The organism is Marixanthomonas ophiurae, assembly GCF_003413745.1.
Classification (GTDB): domain Bacteria; phylum Bacteroidota; class Bacteroidia; order Flavobacteriales; family Flavobacteriaceae; genus Marixanthomonas; species Marixanthomonas ophiurae.
Genome location: NZ_QVID01000001.1, coordinates 1,468,670 through 1,486,647, shown reverse-complemented (window position 1 = coordinate 1,486,647; position 17,978 = coordinate 1,468,670). Strand labels below are relative to the sequence as shown.

General features: G+C 35.6%; 14 protein-coding genes and 1 riboswitch. Of the genes, 3 read left to right on the top strand and 11 right to left on the bottom strand.

The genetic code is table 11. The features are described from left to right. Positions 1 to 10: 10 nt before the first annotated feature. Together DZ858_RS15390 and DZ858_RS06780 are read right to left on the bottom strand one after the other, a co-directional pair. Positions 11 to 1,036: an alpha/beta fold hydrolase gene (locus DZ858_RS15390; protein ID WP_117158815.1), complete on the bottom strand. Its 1,026-nt coding sequence runs from the start codon at positions 1,034 to 1,036 to the stop codon at positions 11 to 13. Positions 1,037 to 1,097: 61 nt separating this feature from the next. Beyond that, complete coding sequence (locus DZ858_RS06780) at positions 1,098 to 2,390, bottom strand: O-acetylhomoserine aminocarboxypropyltransferase/cysteine synthase family protein (RefSeq protein WP_117158814.1); 1,293 nt, start codon at positions 2,388 to 2,390, stop codon at positions 1,098 to 1,100. Between the two features lie 117 nt (positions 2,391 to 2,507). Further along, positions 2,508 to 2,629: riboswitch (SAM riboswitch) on the bottom strand. Positions 2,630 to 2,916: 287 nt separating this feature from the next. On the opposite strand from DZ858_RS06780, the gene metK reads away from it, so the two are divergent. After that, positions 2,917 to 4,170, top strand: coding sequence for a methionine adenosyltransferase (metK, locus tag DZ858_RS06775; RefSeq protein WP_117158813.1), 1,254 nt, complete (start codon positions 2,917 to 2,919; stop codon positions 4,168 to 4,170). A 55-nt stretch (positions 4,171 to 4,225) separates the two neighbouring features. Here metK and DZ858_RS06770 read toward each other — a convergent pair whose 3' ends face one another. The 9 genes from DZ858_RS06770 to alaS all read right to left on the bottom strand — a co-directional run bounded on the left by DZ858_RS06770 (position 4,226) and on the right by alaS (position 16,486). Continuing rightward, entirely contained in the window at positions 4,226 to 5,134 is a 909-nt protein-coding gene (locus DZ858_RS06770) for a DUF302 domain-containing protein (RefSeq protein ID WP_117158812.1), read from the bottom strand. Between the two features lie 128 nt (positions 5,135 to 5,262). Beyond that, entirely contained in the window at positions 5,263 to 5,913 is a 651-nt protein-coding gene (locus tag DZ858_RS06765; RefSeq protein WP_117158811.1) for a response regulator, read from the bottom strand. Positions 5,914 to 6,131: 218 nt separating this feature from the next. Then, positions 6,132 to 7,676: a T9SS-dependent choice-of-anchor J family protein gene (locus DZ858_RS06760; RefSeq protein WP_117158810.1), complete on the bottom strand. Its 1,545-nt coding sequence runs from the start codon at positions 7,674 to 7,676 to the stop codon at positions 6,132 to 6,134. Between the two features lie 206 nt (positions 7,677 to 7,882). Continuing rightward, positions 7,883 to 9,646 carry a tetratricopeptide repeat-containing sensor histidine kinase gene (locus tag DZ858_RS06755; protein ID WP_117158809.1) on the bottom strand — a complete coding sequence of 588 codons (1,764 nt, stop codon included), beginning with the start codon at positions 9,644 to 9,646 and terminating at the stop codon, positions 7,883 to 7,885. Between the two features lie 84 nt (positions 9,647 to 9,730). Then, positions 9,731 to 9,985 carry a hypothetical protein gene (locus DZ858_RS06750; RefSeq protein WP_117158808.1) on the bottom strand — a complete coding sequence of 85 codons (255 nt, stop codon included), beginning with the start codon at positions 9,983 to 9,985 and terminating at the stop codon, positions 9,731 to 9,733. A gap of 168 nt (positions 9,986 to 10,153) precedes the next feature. Beyond that, positions 10,154 to 12,028 (bottom strand): outer membrane protein assembly factor BamB family protein, encoded by a 1,875-nt coding sequence (locus DZ858_RS06745; RefSeq protein WP_117158807.1) that lies wholly within the window; start codon positions 12,026 to 12,028, stop codon positions 10,154 to 10,156. A gap of 252 nt (positions 12,029 to 12,280) precedes the next feature. Further along, on the bottom strand, positions 12,281 to 12,802 hold the full coding sequence (locus DZ858_RS06740) for a DUF6252 family protein (protein WP_117158806.1): 522 nt from the start codon (positions 12,800 to 12,802) through the stop codon (positions 12,281 to 12,283). 124 nt (positions 12,803 to 12,926) lie between these two features. Continuing rightward, positions 12,927 to 13,874, bottom strand: coding sequence for a GSCFA domain-containing protein (locus DZ858_RS06735; protein WP_117158805.1), 948 nt, complete (start codon positions 13,872 to 13,874; stop codon positions 12,927 to 12,929). Positions 13,875 to 13,876: 2 nt separating this feature from the next. Further along, positions 13,877 to 16,486, bottom strand: coding sequence for an alanine--tRNA ligase (alaS, locus tag DZ858_RS06730; RefSeq protein WP_117158804.1), 2,610 nt, complete (start codon positions 16,484 to 16,486; stop codon positions 13,877 to 13,879). 120 nt (positions 16,487 to 16,606) lie between these two features. On the opposite strand from alaS, the gene DZ858_RS06725 reads away from it, so the two are divergent. Both DZ858_RS06725 and DZ858_RS06720 read left to right on the top strand, forming a co-directional pair. Continuing rightward, complete coding sequence (locus DZ858_RS06725; RefSeq protein WP_117158803.1) at positions 16,607 to 17,584, top strand: M23 family metallopeptidase; 978 nt, start codon at positions 16,607 to 16,609, stop codon at positions 17,582 to 17,584. Between the two features lie 60 nt (positions 17,585 to 17,644). Next, the gene (locus DZ858_RS06720; protein WP_117158802.1) at positions 17,645 to 17,974 is read left to right on the top strand and encodes a MerR family transcriptional regulator; all 330 of its coding nucleotides are present in this window, start codon (positions 17,645 to 17,647) and stop codon (positions 17,972 to 17,974) included. The last annotated feature ends 4 nt before the right edge of the window (positions 17,975 to 17,978 follow it).

Below are 17,978 nucleotides of genomic sequence, written 5' to 3'. Positions count from 1 at the left end.
ATTCTCCAAATCAATTAACTGAAGTGGTTTCTCTTGTATTCTTTTGTCTATGGTTATGGTGCTCATAATTTGTATTTTTTTTCTGAAATATGGGTTGTAAAATGGTTTGTAACTGCTCAAATTCTATTAAAAAAGCATCGTGGCCGTGTATCGAATGTATTTCGTGATAATAGACATTATTTTTTATGGTTTTATAGATTTGATACGTGTCTTTAATTTCTTTATTTGTAAAAAAGAGGTCTGTGTCAACGCCTACTAAATGGACATTGCCTTGTATATTTCTTACTGCAGAAAGGAAATTCCCCGTTTCTTTTGCAATGTTGACAGTCGTTAAAAGATGAGTCATCATTTTATAGGCTTTTAATTGAAATCGGGTTTGTAACTTTTTGCCATGATGTAATAACCAGCTTTCCACATTAAAAACATGTAGTTTCTCATTTATGCTTCGGTTGAATTTCTGCTTAAACGATTCTGGAGTGCGGTACAAAGTCATCGCATGAATACGAGCATCATGAACAGGATTTTCAGAGTTATCTAAAATTTGTTTTTGTACTCGGCAATTTGCCAACAGCCAATCCGTCGCTTTCCAATCGGTCGCTATCGGGATAACATTTTCAAACAGATTAGGACGTAATACTGCCATTTGCCAAGCAATACTCCCCCCCAGTGAACCGCCAATAGCAACATGAATCTTTTTAATTTGCAATTGATTGATTGCTAATAGAAATAGCTTTGCAACATCGTATAATGAAAATGCTTCGGGGTTTTCAAGTAGAAATCCATCGTAGCCATTTCCGGGAATATTAAAAGCAAGTACCGTGTAGTGTTTAGTATCAATACATTTTTCATCACCAATAAGTTGGTCCCACCAGCCGTTTTCTCCCGTAACTGAACTGTTTCCAGTCAACGCATGGTTTACCAAAACAATAGGTGCTTCACATAAAGTAGGTCCAAAAACCTCGAAGCTTAGCGGAATGGTATCCGAAAAATTCTCGTTTTGTGTTGTGTATGGTATATGTACCGTTTGTAATTTCATAATATCCTTTTAAAAACGGCAGCGGAATGGCATAACGCACTGCCGTTTTCTACAACTAAAATTAAACCAAGACTGTTTTGTTGATAGCTTTAAAGGCTTGTTCTAAAGCATCGGTGAGATCCTCAATTGCTTCCAATCCTACTGATAACCGAATTAAATCTTTTGTAACACCCGCTGTTTCCTGTTGTTCATCACTCAACTGTTGGTGGGTCGTACTTGCTGGATGAATTATCAATGATTTTGTGTCACCAATATTCGCCAGTAAAGAAAATAATTCAGTAGCATCGACAAACTTTTTAGCAGCGCCAAACCCACCTTTTAAACCGAAAGTAAGCACGCCGCTTTGACCGTTTGGTAGATATTTTTTAGCCAAATTAAAGTAATTACTATCTGAAAGTCCGGGGTAATTTACCCAAGCAACTTCACTTCTATTTTGTAACCACTTGGCAAGTTCTAGGGCATTTTCGCTATGTTTTTTAATTCGGATTTTCAACGTTTCCAGACCTTGCAAAATTTGAAACGCGTTATACGGACTCAACGCCGCACCAAAATCTCGTAATCCTTCAATTCTAACTTTCGCAATAAAAGCAGCCTCCTCTAATGCTTCGGAATAAACTAAACCATGATAACCAGGTGATGGTTCAGTAAATTCAGGGAATTTTCCGTTGGTCCAGTCAAACGTTCCTGCATCAATTATAGCGCCTCCTAAAGCCGTTCCGTTTCCGTTAATGTATTTGGTTAGTGAATGAATAATAATATTGGCTCCGTACTTAATTGGATTTAATAAAGCCGGGGTAGCAACTGTATTATCAACTAACAGCGGAATTTTATTCGCTTTTGAAATTTCAGAAATCGCTTCAATATCCAATACATCCAATTTTGGGTTTCCTAACGATTCAACAAAAATCGCTCGGGTATTTTCTTGAACCGCTCTATTAAAGTTTTCAGTATCATTTGCATCTACAAAGGTGGTAGTAATACCCAATCTTGGCAGTGTAACATTCAGTAAATTATACGTTCCGCCATACAAACTACTAGATGCTACAATATGGTCTCCAGCCCGCAATAACGTGAGCAATGTTGTAGCAATTGCCGAAGTTCCCGAAGCGGTTGTTACGGCTGCAATTCCTCCTTCCAATGCCGCCAAACGCTGTTCCAGAATGTCGTTTGTGGGATTGTTGATACGGGTGTAAATAAATCCGGGTTCCGAAAGGTTGAACAAATTTGCAGCGTGGTCGCTGTCATTAAAAACGTAACTAGTAGATTGGTAAATAGGCACCGCTCGGGTTCCTCCATTTGCTGTTACGTCGTGTCCTGCGTGCAACGATTGTGTTGCTAATTTTTGTGTACTCATTTTTCTTTTTTTGAATTAATAATAAATTAAACCAAAAGTCAAAATGCGCCTATTGGCGTACTTTATAAGAAAAATGTTATTAAGAAGTGAGTAAACAATTTTTTAAAAATTGTCTTGTCGTTATCTATCAAAAAATTTCCAGTATTTTGAAAACTTTTGTAGAATGTAGCACCTTCTTTCAAGTGAAAGGGTTGCTAAGGCTTCATAGGGTCTATTCCCTCAGCCTTTCTTGATAACATTTCAATAAAGATTTGAACTTTGTGAGTACAAAGATTGCTAAACATTTTTTGATATTCCAAATTTATTTCGATTTTTCTAAAAAATTCCTTTTTTAAAATTCTATTTTTAATACTTATCTTTGTCCGCTGAAAGAGGAAAGATTTGACTGATTGCAACCTCTTCTGAATGTTTTTCTGAATACTATTTTTGCTTAGAACATTTCAGATTAAAAAATGCTAAAGGCAGTGTAAACTTCCTTCGACGCGTTCGTCAAATCTTCAGTATATAAAAATTTAAAAAGACCTTTATGGCGTACTTATTTACTTCAGAAAGTGTTTCTGAAGGACACCCAGATAAAGTTGCAGATCAAATTAGCGACGCATTATTAGATCATTTCTTAGCCTTCGATCCCGAATCGAAAGTAGCCTGCGAAACCTTGGTAACAACAGGACAAGTAGTCCTTGCCGGAGAAGTGAAAAGCGACACCTACCTAGATGTACAACATATTGCAAGGGATATAATTAATAAAATTGGTTACACAAAAGGTGCCTATCAATTTAGCGGTGATTCTTGTGGAGTAATTTCATTGATTCACGAACAATCACAAGATATTAATCAAGGTGTTGACCGCGAAGACAAAGAAGAGCAAGGTGCTGGTGACCAAGGTATGATGTTTGGTTATGCTACCAACGAAACGGAGCACTATATGCCGTTAGCACTTGAAATTTCGCACACCATCCTTATTGAGTTGGCAAAATTGCGTCGGGATGGGAAAGAGATTCCTTATTTACGTCCTGATTCAAAAAGTCAAGTAACTATTGAATATAGTGATGATAATGTTCCGCAAAAAATAGTTTCTATTGTTTTATCAACGCAGCATGATGATTTTGACGAGGATGAAGCGATGTTGAACAAAATTAAAAAAGATATTATTGAAATTTTAATTCCGAAGGTAAAAGCAAAATTACCGGAGTATGTTCAAGAATTGTTTAATGATGATATTGTTTACCATATAAACCCAACTGGAAAGTTTGTAATTGGTGGTCCTCACGGAGACACCGGCTTAACTGGTAGAAAAATAATTGTTGATACTTACGGCGGAAAAGGTGCACACGGTGGTGGTGCTTTTAGTGGAAAAGACCCTAGTAAAGTTGATAGAAGTGCTGCTTACGCAGCAAGACATATTGCTAAAAACTTGGTAGCTGCTGGTGTTGCTGAAGAAGTATTAATTCAAGTAAGTTATGCCATTGGCGTTGTAGAACCCACTTCTATTTTAGTCAATACACACGGTACTTCTAAAGTTGATTTAACCGATGGTGAAATTGCTAAAAAAGTAGCTGAAATTTTCGATATGCGTCCTGCCGCAATTGAAAAACGATTGAAATTACGGAATCCAATTTATGTGGAAACTGCTGCTTATGGTCATATGGGGCGTATTCCAGAAAAGGTAACCAAAATTTTTGAAAGCCCTTACAAAGGGACTATTAAAAAAGAAGTAGAGCTTTTTACTTGGGAAAAACTAGATTATGTAGATACAGTGAGAAAAGCATTTAACCTTTAAAACTAAAAAAGCGGCTTCATTATGAAGCCGCTTTTATTTTATTATTCTATTTAAATTAATTTGCTGCGTCTATCGCTAAATTATTTAGGGCACTTTTAATTTGTCCTAAACGTTCATCGTTATTAGTAATTCCGTGTCTTTCTTTAAAGAAAATAGGATCGTTATAAGAAATATTAACTTGACCATCTTCTTCTTGCCAAACCAGCATTTTTTGAGGTAAGTCAATTGCCGTAGTTTGTGCATTTTGCATTAAAGGAGTTCCTAGCTCTGGATTTCCGAAGATAATTACCCGTGTAGGGTTTAAATCCTCTTCATTGGGTGCATTTTCTTGATGGTTTAATTCTGCAAAAAGAGTAAGAGCAGCATTATCTACAACTGCATTTCTTAGGTTATTATATGTAGAATTAAAATCATTATTACTTACTAACGTTATAATTCCTTGCTTATTGGTAATTCCACTACTAGAATTTTCTGAAACATTGCCATTGGTTGCACTTTCAGTAAAATTAGCCAAGGCGCTTTTTATTTGTTGTAATGTTTGAGCCCCGCCAACACCCGAGTGTCTTGCAGCTAAATACTCCGTTCCATTATATGAAACAAAAACATTGTTGTCTGAATCTTGATACACTAACATTTTTTGTGGTAAATCAAGACCTGCTAATTGATTTTGCTGCATTAAAGGAGTTCCCAAAGCCGGGTTTCCGAAGAAGATAACCCGTGTGTTTCGTAAATCTTTGTCGATACTTTCTGCATTGGCCGTGTGATTTACTTCGGCTATAATTGATATATTGGGATTTGCCTGTAATTCGCTACGCAGTAAACTATAAGTTGTAGTGAAGTCAGAGTCACTTACAGCGTAAGCCAGCCCCGGAGTTTGTGGGTTATTAATCACCTGTGCATTGTTGTCATCATTACTGCACGCGAAAGTTGTAATCGCTAAAGCAAGTATTAAAAGCTTTTTCATATTTAAGTTTTAATTTGTTATTGGGGTTAAAATACAAAAATGAACAATCTTGTTAAGATATATGTCTACCCTTAACAAGAATTTATCACTACATAGATAACGTGAAAAACTAAGTATTTATTGAAAACTTAAATAATATTATGTCGTTTTGCTTTTTGTACGGCTTCAATTTTACTGTGCACTTGTAGTTTTTTATAGCTGTTTTCAATGTGTTTACGAACGGTACTTGGTGACAGAAAAAGATTATCTGCAATAGCTGTATAGCTTAAGCCTTTGCTTAATTGTTCTAAAACTTCAACTTCTCGTTTAGATAAAGAAATTTCTTCTTTGTCTTTAAAATTATCAATATCGATAGGATTACGTAAAAGTTTTAGAGTCTTTAATGCTATGGAAGGGTTCATGGCTGCACCACCACTTAGGGTTTCTTTGATCCCTTTATAGAGTTCCTCAGGGTTTATTTCTTTTAAAAGATACCCGTCAGCTCCAGCTTTAATGGCATTAAAAATATGTTCATCATTGTCAAAAGCTGTTAACATGATTATTTTAATCTGCGGATACTTCTGTTTGACCAATTGAGTGGTTTCTATACCATTTAAAACGGGCATTTCAATATCCATTAAAATGATATCGAGATTATGATTTTCTTCCAACTTAGTAAGTAACTCACTCCCGTTAAGAGAGGTGTGTTTAATTTCAATATCATCAAAAAAAGAGAGCTTTTCTTTAATGGCGTGAATTAAAAACGAATTATCATCAACGATAGAAACTTTAATGTTCATAGGTAGTTAGTTGTACTAAAGATACTGAAAAGTATGTAATTATTTTAATCAATAAAATAGGGCAATTGACCTATTGTTAGTGGTTAGTGGTTAGTGGGTAAAACCTTGTCTACTTTTTTATGTATCATAAAAAAACCTTCAAACAATAGCTTTTAAGCATATTCCTTGGAGGTTAAAAGAATTTAAGATATAGTCAGGCTATACTAATTTGAGATAAATTATTTAATCACCTTTTTTACTGATGTTCCATTTTCGGTACTTACTTTAACAAAGTACATGCCTTTAGGATATGAAGCAAAGTCAATTTCATTTGTATTCGCAAGTTCTGCTATCAATTTTCCATTAATGGTGTATAACTGAATGTCATTAACAGGTTTTTCAGTATTAATCATCAAGCGATTTTTTACGGGATTTGGATAAATAGTTATTTCTGAAATTGAAGCATCACCTACTGAAAGCGGCTCAGAAGTAAAACGCACATTATCCAAACGCAATGCTGAACTTTCAGTAACAATTGGCGTTACGTTTCCAAATCCGAAATAATATACTCCCGCTTCAGAAGCAGTAAACTCTGAGGTATATTCTATATAGTCTCCGCCAGCAATGGTATGACTGTTCAGCTCGGCTATATTAGAATCTTTGTCAGGCGCAGTAGCAGCTGCAATTTTTAAAGTTGCAGGATCGGCAGTCTCTGAACCTAATTGCAAATAATATTGAATCGCTAATTTTTCTCCTTCATCCAATTTAATGGGGTACGAGTAAATCCAATCATCCTTTTCAAAAGAGCTACTCGTATTATTATATACATAACCCGAACCATTTTGTGCATTTTCACCGCTTCCGTTAATCCATGTGTTTGACGACCATCCATCAGAATCATATTCGCCATAATTTTCTTCGGTATATTCAAAATCATAAGAATACGGCGGAATAGCAGCGGTCCAAATTGAAGTTGGGGTAGCCCAACCTGAACCACAGTCAGCATTCTTCAAGAAAAACTGATACCGAGTTCCTGGTGTTAAATCACTATAGCTTTTAGTAAGTTCGGTTTGTATTCCTGTAGATGAAACAGACTCTGTAAATGTTGTAAGTCCTGTATCATACATTGTTATATCTGCAGTTGCTGTCCAAGAAACTGTAAAACTGTTTTCAGTAAGATCACTACTTGTAACCCCAGTTACATCTGGTAAAGCACAATTTGCAGATTCACTTATATACAAATCATCCAACGCTAAATAAAAACCATCAAAAGTGGTATTTACATATGCTACATAAATAGTTTGTCCTTTGTACGCAGATAGATCTAAAGATCTAGAGTTATAGTCAAAGGGCTGCTCTCCATCTACATTCAAAAGTACATCTGTAAAGCTTGACATTTCGTTGTCTGTTGTCGAGACACGAACTTCATAGTCCTCCAACAATTCAAAATCATAAGATTTTGCTTTCCAATACAGCGTAGGATCTCCAGCATTTGGAATTTCTATGGCTGGCGTAATGAGCCAATCATCAGATTGTCCAGCGGGATCGTACCAAGAAGTGCTAAATGCAATTTTATTATCGTAACCGTCATAAAACTGTATCCAAGCTTCTGTATTAAAATCTTGGACTGGTGCGAAAGAGGGCACGGATAGACCATCATTATTAATTGTTGTAAAATCGGATAAAGGAGTGCCATTGTTATTCTCAAAACCTGAATTAAAAATTTGGGAATTGGCCTGAATTATAAATACAAGCGTAAAAAATAGAGTAATTGTCTTTTTCATTTTATTTTTTTAATTGAGTAATTTTTTCAAATACAAAATTACCGATAAACAAGGAGCTAAGGGATGAATCGCTGAAGTTTAACTTATTCTTTTGGGGGATTACTGTTCTTTTAAAAAAAGCCAATATTAAATTCGATTTTTTTACCTAAATAATAATATATCTAGATATACTGTGACGGATAAAATGATAATAATGCTGTTGATTATTATGGTCTGGTTGGCTTTATAGAAATTTTCAAAATAACACTAGAACCAATATTTTTCTTTGAAACAATTTCCAGAATACCATCAATTTCCCGAGCTCGTTTTTTCATATTATTGAGTCCGTTTCCTTGTTCTGTTTCAGTTATGTTGAAACCTTTGCCATCGTCTGAAATTTCAATGAAAAAATTATCTCTTTCTTCTGAAATTTCCACATAAATAGACGAACTATCAGCATATTTTAAGGCATTGTTCACCGCTTCTTGTATAATGCGGTAAATATTCATCCCCACAACTGAAGTAAACATATAATTGGCTGGGATGTTTTCTGAAACATAAAATGTAAATTCAACGTTATTTGAAGCATTGCTTGCCTTATTAATAAAATTGGTAATACGGGCTTGCAAATCTTCAAAAGTGATGGATTCTTTGTTCATTGCCCATATAGTATCACGTAATTCGTAGATGGTCTGTGACGTAAATGCACTAATTGATGATAATTTTTCTTTTGTTTTTAATGTAGCGCCTTTCAGCCCATATTTTAAATTGTCTATCGATGAAATAATGAAAGTGAGCTGGGCACCTATGTTATCGTGTAGATCTCGCGAAATTCTAAGTCGTTGTTCTTGCAACCTATTTTGGGTCTCGATTTTTGCCAAGGCAGTTTTTAATTCGCTCTCTTTTTTTAGTTGTCTGTTTTTTAGTTTCTGTTGGTTATAAAACAAATAACCTAAAAGTCCTAATAGAAAAGCAAGACCGAGACTTCCATAAAGAAGGGTGTTTTTTTGTTTTATTTCAAGTTCACGTTCTGCTAATTCTTTTTCTTTTTTTTCGGTTTCAAATTCTATGGATAGTTCTGCTATCTTTTTTTGAATTTCTGTATTATGAATACTATCCTTTACAGCTAGGTATTTTTCAAAATAAAACAAAGCAGAATCTGCTTTATTTTGGTTTTTAAAAATGTCGGAAAGGGTTTTATAATTGTATTGAGTAAGGTTTCGGTACTCTTTTTCAACTGAAATGGGCAACGATTTTTTTATATATTGAATGGCTTCGTCATATTTTTCTTCCGCCATAAAAACTTCGCCTATTTGCGTATAATTTTCGGCAACCCCGATGGAATCTTCCATTTTTAAACGGGTTTGAAGTGACTGGTTAAAATATTCTTTTGCTTTTCCATACTTTTTCTGCAAACCATAGACACCTGCCAAATTGCTTATGCTGTATGGAATCCCGATAGAATCATTTTGTTCTTTTTTAATTTTTAATCCTTTGTTATAAAAGTAAAGTGCACTATCCAATTGTTTTTGAATTTCCTTTAAAACACCATAATTATTGTAAATGTCTTTTAAAACTGAGTCAAGCTTTTTTGCTTCAGCTACAGATTTTCCTTTTTGCATATAGGCCTGAGCTTTTTCCATATTAGAATATTTCATGCTATAGCCCATTTCAGCATAACGATAAGCTACCTGATCATTTAAACCTAATTTTTCATATAACTTAACAGCCTCAAGCCCATATTGGGTACTTTTATCGTAAATACCTTGATAGGAGTATGCCAACGAAAGTTTTGAGTACGCTCCAGCAATGCCTTTTTCATAGGAAATTTTCCGGGCGTTTTCAGCATTATCCTTATATAACTGTAAAATAGAATCTTCAGGAATATTAAGCCCCTGCGTGTATATACTATTAATAGAGTCTATACTTTTCTTGTTTTGTGAAAACAGTACTGAAGAAACCAAAAATATAAGAATCAATGCTTTTTTCATATTCGAAATTTTTCTCAATTAAAGATATTAATTTTAAGTAAATGAAATAGAAACACTTATATATTGAAGCCGCATTACCGAAATTTATAGTTTGAAACCACATACATTTATATCTTCTTGAACTATTAATGCGTCATCCAAGTTGTAGATTAAAAAATTATATGTTTCCAAGTTTTTATGCCGAATAGTAATTTGTTGTTTATTTTTTTCAATCCTATTTTCTAATTGCGTTACATATTCTTGCTGTACACTTTTAAGTTGTTTGTTTCTGAAATAGAACACAAGTACAATACCTATCAATAAAACGGTAAAAGCCAATATGAAAGCAACTGAAAGCATGTAGATTTTGATTTTTATAAAGTTATATAGAAGGTATTTCTGAAACCATACGGCAATTGCCCTATTTCAATAAAAAACAAAACCCCAATCTAAAAAAGATGGGGTTTCATAATTGGCTTTACCTGCTCCTCATTCAGGTTAGGCCTGAAACTAACTCGGCTAATTGATTTATTTGGTCAAATCGTAAGCGAAAATGCTATTATTATCAGCTTTGTAATACAATATCCCCGCAATATCATCTACTTGGTATTCTGGTTTTTTATCTTTTAAAACAATTTCTTTTTCCTTAGACCCAGAGTCCTTGTTTAGTTTCACTAACCCAACCCCATCATCAAGTTTTGTTAATACAAATTGATTGTTTTTAGTGGCGGCTGTTGCTTTAAAACGCTTCAACATTTCAGCTACTGAAGCACCACTTGCCATGGCCATTCCACCGCCTAAATCTGCATAACGCTCACCTCTGTCAGTATATCTGCCCAATTTATTACGATTTTGATTGGCTGCATTGTAAGCCGCTACTGCGGTTGTAGCCGTTGCTACTGCAGTTACACCAGCAATGATTGCCCCAAAAGCACTTTTTCCTGGTGCTCGGTAATACTCGTGCCAGCTTTTACCGCCTTGCCAATCTAATAACATCATGTTTTGGTCACTTGTCAATAAAATTCCACCGTCACGCACCTCAACGTGAGTTGGGTCTTCTTTACCGTCAAATTTAGATTCTGCTAAGGTTGAAACTTCGCCAGAGTTGGCATCGACAGCAAACAGCTCATCATCGGCGCTTATTAAATAACGAGAGTTTTTACTGTCGTAAGTTGAACTTACGGCATCGGCCCGTCTATATTTCAATGGTTTTTTCCAAATTTGTTCTCCTGTTTTCAAATTAACAATATTAGCGTCCTCTGAAGTGATATAAATCAATCCCTGTGGTGTGTCGGCCATGGTTAGAATATTCTCCCCAGTCTTCAATGGTTTTTTGAAAAGTGTTTTTCCATCAAATGAAATTTTGTTGATACCGCCTTCATAAATTCCGAAAAGAATTCCATCATCCATAATGTAGAAATGCTGAACATACCCTTTTGTTTTTGGTGCTTTGTCCCAAAGATCTTCACCGTTGGCAGCGCTTAAAAAGGCTATTTCCGACTCGTTTTTAGCAGAAAAAATACTAGAGTTACCACCATCACTTTTATTGCTAACTACAGCAAGTCCGTTAGGTAATATTTCAAAATTAGCTATATTGCCTTTTACCTTTTGTTCATCTTCCCAAAGTTGAGCACCGTTACTTCCTACTTTATGAATTTTGGTGTTGCTACCATTATTCACACTCTCAAAAGCGTAGATTTCTTTTTCAGACTCATCGGCAACCATCCAATTGATACGTTTCATTTTATTTTCCCAAAGCGTTTTTCCGGTTTTAGCTTTTTTTGCCACTAAACCTTGAGCTGTAGGAATAATTAAATGGTCTTTTAACAATAATGGACGTCCCGTTACGCTGAAGTCTTTAGCAATTCCAACTCGATTAGGATCGGTTAAATTAAATCTATAATCTTCTTTTCCTGTGTTAAGATCATATACTGCTACTTGCAATGCGTATTTTTCTTTAGAAGAACGTTGGCCACTTACTACTAATTTATTTTGTGGCATCATAACATCACAAGTGTAGGCTAATTTCCAACCATTATCTTCGGTGTTGAACAATGTTTTACCCGACATATAATCAATCACCGATTTTTTTGAAGTTAGATTAGCAAACCCTCCTTGGGCAACAATCACATAAGGTGCGTTTGGCACGTAGGTTAATTCCTCCGGCTTTACTCTTCCATAATTAGTAAAGTTGAACAACAGTTCATTACTACCTGGTTTTATTCCTACTAAGCCCTCATTAGTAGCTACAACCATAGTTCCACCTTGCGTGAGGGTCATTTCGTTGATTTTTGCTCCAGTATCGTATCTAAAATCTGGTGCTTCTGCACGTTGCGCAGTTACTACTACTGCACCTAACAAATAGATAGATAAGAGTAGCTTTAATTTTTTTGAAGTTTTCATAATCGTGGTTTTAATTAATTGAATACATCAAAGATGCTACGTAACTACTTTGTTTTCAATAGGGCAATTGTCGTATTTAATCTCCTTAGAAGGCAGGAATCTTGTTATTCTATTGTATTAGATTTTCCGAGGTGAAATGAAATTCAAAAAAGATTCCCGTCTTAGCGGGAATAAAAAACCGGAAGTAAGACTGTTGTCTCGCTCCCGGCTCCACGTAAAAACCTCAACATCTGAGATTTTCTAACTCCTTTTTTATTGATCCGAAACTTTTATGTTAAAAGCTCCATCGCTTACACCAACAGTGTCATTAATATCATCCAAATTGTAACCTGTAAAGTTGAAGGTCCCTTTTATTGTTTCGCCGTCAAAACTTGACACTTTTAACTCACCATAATTACCTTGAGCATCCCCAACTGTAGTAAAAACAACTACGGTATTAGGATCTGGGTTATTTGGATCTGGCAGGTAACTATAGGTGCCTATGCTCGTAAAGTTTAATTGGTAGGTGCCTTCACCATCAAAACCTTGAATAATCATCTGTAGATTTTCAGACTTACTAGTTCCGCCACTAACTGCAAGTGACTGGCCAGCTCCATTATCGGTAACAACAGCCTTGACAGTTCCTGTTAAACCTTCAAAAGAACTGCCGTCAACTTTCGCTGTAAAGTCGCCTTCACCACCTTGAGGGTCACTTCCGCCGTCGTCATCGCTTTTACACGCCAATAATGATAAGCTTACAAATAGAATTAAAGAAATAGTTTTTAACGTTTTCATAATTGTTGGGTTTTTGGTTATTGTATGCTACAAAGGTGTTGCATACCCCAACTTTAATCAATACGGCAAATGCCCTATTCTTATATTTTACAGTGATTTAGAATTTTAGATTGGTGTTTTTTACCTAAAATTTAATGAAGGGGAATTTCTTTTGAAGTGTATCTATTTTCTTCTGAAGATTAATCTGAAATTTCTGGTGCGCCTCACTAGAAGGATTAAAAGGTCTATGCTTTAGCCCATTGTGAATGGTTTCAATTTCTTTTTGAAGCGTTTCTGTTTCTGAAGTAATCCAAACTTCTTTGAACCGATCCCAAATAATGGAAGTTGCGAGATTGTTTGGGTGAATCATATCTTCTTCATAAAAACGATAATCGCGCAGTTCGTCCATCATAATTTCAAAAGAAGGAAAATAAAAAGCTTGTTTTTGTCCAGAAATAGCTTCGTGTAAACCCGAAAGCAAATGTGCTTTGCTCTGCATATTTTCTACAAAACCATCTTTGATGTGCCGCACAGGTGAAACCGTTGTAACAATTGTAACATTTGAGTTTACCGTTTTAATGAGCGTACTAGCGTTATCAATCGCTGCGGAAACGTCTTCAACTGAAAGCAGTTCTTTTAAAAACTTTTTCTGCGGAATTTTATGGCAATTGGCTACAATGGTATCAGTTTCTATAAAACGGTAGACCCAAGCTGTCCCGAAGGTTAAAATGATATGGGAAGCTTGCTCAAGGTAGGTTTTTAGATTCTTTAAGCTATCATTCAAATTCGAAATAAAAGCATCTTTATCACTCGTTGAAAGTTTTGAATGCACCTCAAAACAATGCCACTGCTCATTATGCTGAAACACATCTGCTTCGGTAAAAAAGTCTTCATTAATAGCTCGTGTCACTAACTTTTCAATCGCAACCGGATGAAATACAATCCCAAATGGATTTTGAAGATTTTGAAATTTAAAATAGTCAAGTTTACCTCCAATGTTCTCCGTAAAACAAGACCCCATCAACAGAATTTTAGACTCGTAATCTATCTGATTCTGTTGTGAGGTTAATGTTATTTGCGTTTGTAATTTCAAGATTAAGAAATATAGCCTTTTGCTTTGCTTATTGCTTCGTTTATACCTTCAGGATTTTTACCGCCAGCAGTTGCGAAAAACGGCTGTCCACCACCGCCACCTTGAATGTGTTTTCCAAGTTCGCGTACTATTTGTCCTGCGTTTAAGTCTTTATCAGCTGCTAATTCTTTTGAAATGTAACACGTAAGCAACGCTTTTCCGTTTTGTTTGGATCCAAATAAAATAAAGAGGTTATCTATCTCGCCACCCATTTCAAAGGCTAAATCTTTCATTCCGGAAGCATCTAAATCTACTTCTTTGGCTAAAAAATTAATACCATTTACGGTTTCAAGTTCGTTTTTTAGTTCGCCTTTTAAATTTTTGGCTTTATCTTTTAACAACTCCTGAATCTGTTTTTGCAGCGTAGCATTTTCTTCTTGTAAATTACTTACTGCCTTAACAGGGTTTTGAGCGTTCAATGTCTTCTTTATCTCCGCATATTCATTACTTCTGTCGATGAAATAATTTTTAGCAAATTCGCCCGTAATGGCTTCTATTCTTCTAATTCCACTAGCAACAGAACTTTCCGAAGTAATGATAAAATGCCAAATATTTCCCGTGTTAGGTACGTGCGTTCCACCACAAAGTTCCATGGAGTTTCCAAAACGGATGGTACGTACCGCATCACCATACTTTTCACCAAACAAGGCTACTGCCCCTTCATCTATGGCTTGCTGATACGGTATTCCTCGTTGTTCTTGTAAAGCAAGATTTTCGTGAATGCGTGCATTTACAAAGTCTTCTACTTGCTTCAGCTCTTCGTCACTTACTTTACTGAAATGTGAAAAATCAAAACGAAGGTATTTATTGTGCACCAAAGAACCCTTTTGTGCTACGTGATCTCCTAATACATTACGCAGTCCTTGATGCAATAAGTGCGTTGCGGTATGGTTAGAAGCAGTATTAGATCGATGTTGTGTATTTACCACTGCTTTAAAGCTTGACTCAGGATTTCGAGGCAAGTTTTTAGCAAAATGGATAATCAAATTGTTTTCTTTCTTAGTATCAATAATATAAACAACTTCACCGTCAGACGCTTCCAAGTAACCTTTGTCTCCTATTTGGCCACCGCCTTCTGCGTAGAAAGGTGTCAAGTTGAAAACCAATTGATACAATTCGCCTTCTTTTTTACTTTCCACCTTTCGGTAGCGTGTTATTTTCACTTGTGTTTCCAAGGTGTCATAGCCTACAAACTCTTCTACATCATCTTCATGTAAAACCACCCAATCGCCAGTTTCCACTTTTGTAGCAGCTCTAGAACGATCTTTTTGTTTTTTCAATTCAGATTCGAACTCTTTTTCATTTAAATTGTACCCACGCTCTCTTAAAATTAAGGCAGTTAAATCGATAGGAAAACCGTAGGTGTCATATAATTCGAAAGCTTTTTTACCTGAAATGGTTTTACTAGAAGCACTTGAAATTACATTCTCTAGTAAGACTAATCCTTGATCTAGCGTACGTAGAAAAGATTGTTCTTCTTCACGAATTACATTGATTATTAAGTTTTTTTCTGAAACGAGCTCTGGGAATGTGTCGCCCATTTGTTTCACCAATGTATCTGTTAATTTATAGATAAACGGTTCTTTTTTATCTAAAAACGTAAAGCCATACCGAATGGCACGCCTCAAAATACGACGTATCACATAGCCTGCTCCTGTATTGGAAGGTAATTGCCCGTCTGCAATAGAAAAAGCAACGGCACGAACGTGATCTGAAATAACTCGAATGGCTATATCTTTTTCTTCATCTTTACCATATTTGGTGTTAGTAATGGCTTCTATTTCGCGAATTAACGGTGTAAACACATCGGTGTCGTAATTACTCTGTTTTTCTTGAAGCACCATACATAAGCGCTCAAAACCCATTCCTGTATCTACGTGCTGAGCAGGTAGTTTTTCAAGACTACCATTAGCTTTTCGGTTATATTGCATAAAAACCAAGTTCCAGATTTCTACCACTTGCGGGTGATCTGCATTCACTAACTCGGCTCCAGATACTTTCGCTTTTTCTTCATCAGAACGAATATCAACGTGTATTTCACTACAAGGACCACATGGACCTTGCTCGCCCATTTCCCAGAAATTATCATTCTTATTTCCGTTTAAAATACGGTCTTCCGCTATATGTTGTTTCCAAAAGTTGTAGGCTTCAGTATCTCTATCTAATCCTTCAGATTTGTCACCTTCAAAAATAGTTACGTAGAGTTTGTCCTTATCTATTTTAAAAACATCCGTTAATAATTCCCAAGACCAAGCAATAGCTTCTTCTTTAAAATAATCGCCAAAGCTCCAATTCCCAACCATTTCAAACATAGTATGGTGATAGGTATCCATCCCCACTTCTTCCAGGTCATTGTGCTTCCCGCTTACGCGAAGGCATTTTTGAGTATCGGTAACACGTGTATTTTTAGGTTCACTGTTTCCGAGGAAAAATTCTTTAAATTGGTTCATTCCCGCATTCGTAAACATCAAAGTTGGGTCATCCTTAATAACCATAGGGGCTGAAGGAACAACTATGTGTTGTTTCGATTTAAAGAATTCAAAAAATGCGGATCGTATTTCCTTAGATTTCATGCGTTATATTTTATTCAAAATTAGTGATTAAGGCAAAACGCAAAACAATTTCTATATTTGTAAATCGTTATCCAATGGTTAGCGCTGCCCATCAACCGCAAAAATAGGATTTTTTAACGTATGTCTAAGGTTAAATATTACTACGATAGTGAAACACTCTCCTATCGTAAAATTGAAAAAAAGAAAGGCCGTAAGCTTGGTATAGTACTACTAAGCCTTCTTGGCACTTTATTGGCGGGTTTTTTGGTGTTTTTGGTGTATATAAATTTACCGTATGTAGAAACACCCAAAGAGAAAACTTTAAAGCGAGAGTTGGCTAATATGGAGTTGCAATACGAGCTGCTGAACAAAAAAATGTCCGAAGCAGAGAATGTACTTTCTGAAGTTGCCGAACGTGACAACAATCTCTATCGTGTTTATTTTGAAGCTAACCCGATTCCAGAAGAGCAGCGAAAAGCTGGATTTGGTGGAATAAACCGCTATAAAAACTTAGAAGGGTTTGACAATTCAAAATTAATAGTCAATACCAGCGAACGACTAGATATATTGACCAAACAAATTGTGGTTCAATCCCGATCTTTGGACGAAGTATCCCAACTTGCCGAAGAAAAAGAAAAGTTACTGGCTGCTATTCCTGCCATTCAACCTGTAAAAAATGAGGATCTTACCCGTATGGCTTCAGGTTATGGGTACCGTACCGACCCCTTTACCAAAGCCCGAAAGTTTCATTACGGAATGGACTTTACCTCGCCTAGAGGCACACCTGTCTATGCATCTGGTGATGGAGTAATAAGTCGTGCCGATAACACTGCCACTGGTTATGGTAATCACATTCGAATAGATCATGGTTATGGCTACGTAAGTCTGTATGCCCATCTTTATAAATACAATGTTAGAAAAGGACAGAAAGTACAAAGAGGTGATTTAATAGGTTTTGTAGGAAGCACGGGGCGCTCTGAAGCTCCACACCTTCATTACGAAGTTTTTAAAGATGACGAACGTATTAACCCTATTAACTTTTACTACGGAAACTTGACACCTGAAGAATTTGCAGAAATGCAAAAACAAGCACAGCAAGAAAACCAATCATTAGATTAAGAAGTAGTAATTTTATACCTTTAATATTTCAACGGATTTAAATTAGATTATTAGGCAACTATGCACATTGACTTACCTGAAAAAAGATATTATAGCATAGGTGAAGTCGCCGAAGCTTTTGACGTAAATACTTCTCTTATTCGTTTTTGGGAAAAGGAATTTGATGTTTTAAAACCAAAAAAAAACGCAAAAGGAAACCGTAAATTTACTCAAGAAGATATAAAAAACTTAGAGTTTATCTATCATTTGGTTAAAGAGCGCGGATTTACTCTCGAAGGTGCCAAAACCCATCTAAAAGAGAACAAACAAAAAACATTAAGCCGTTTCGAAATTATCCGTAAATTAGAAACAGTAAAAGCAGAATTGCTTAAAATAAAAGACCAACTTTAAAATA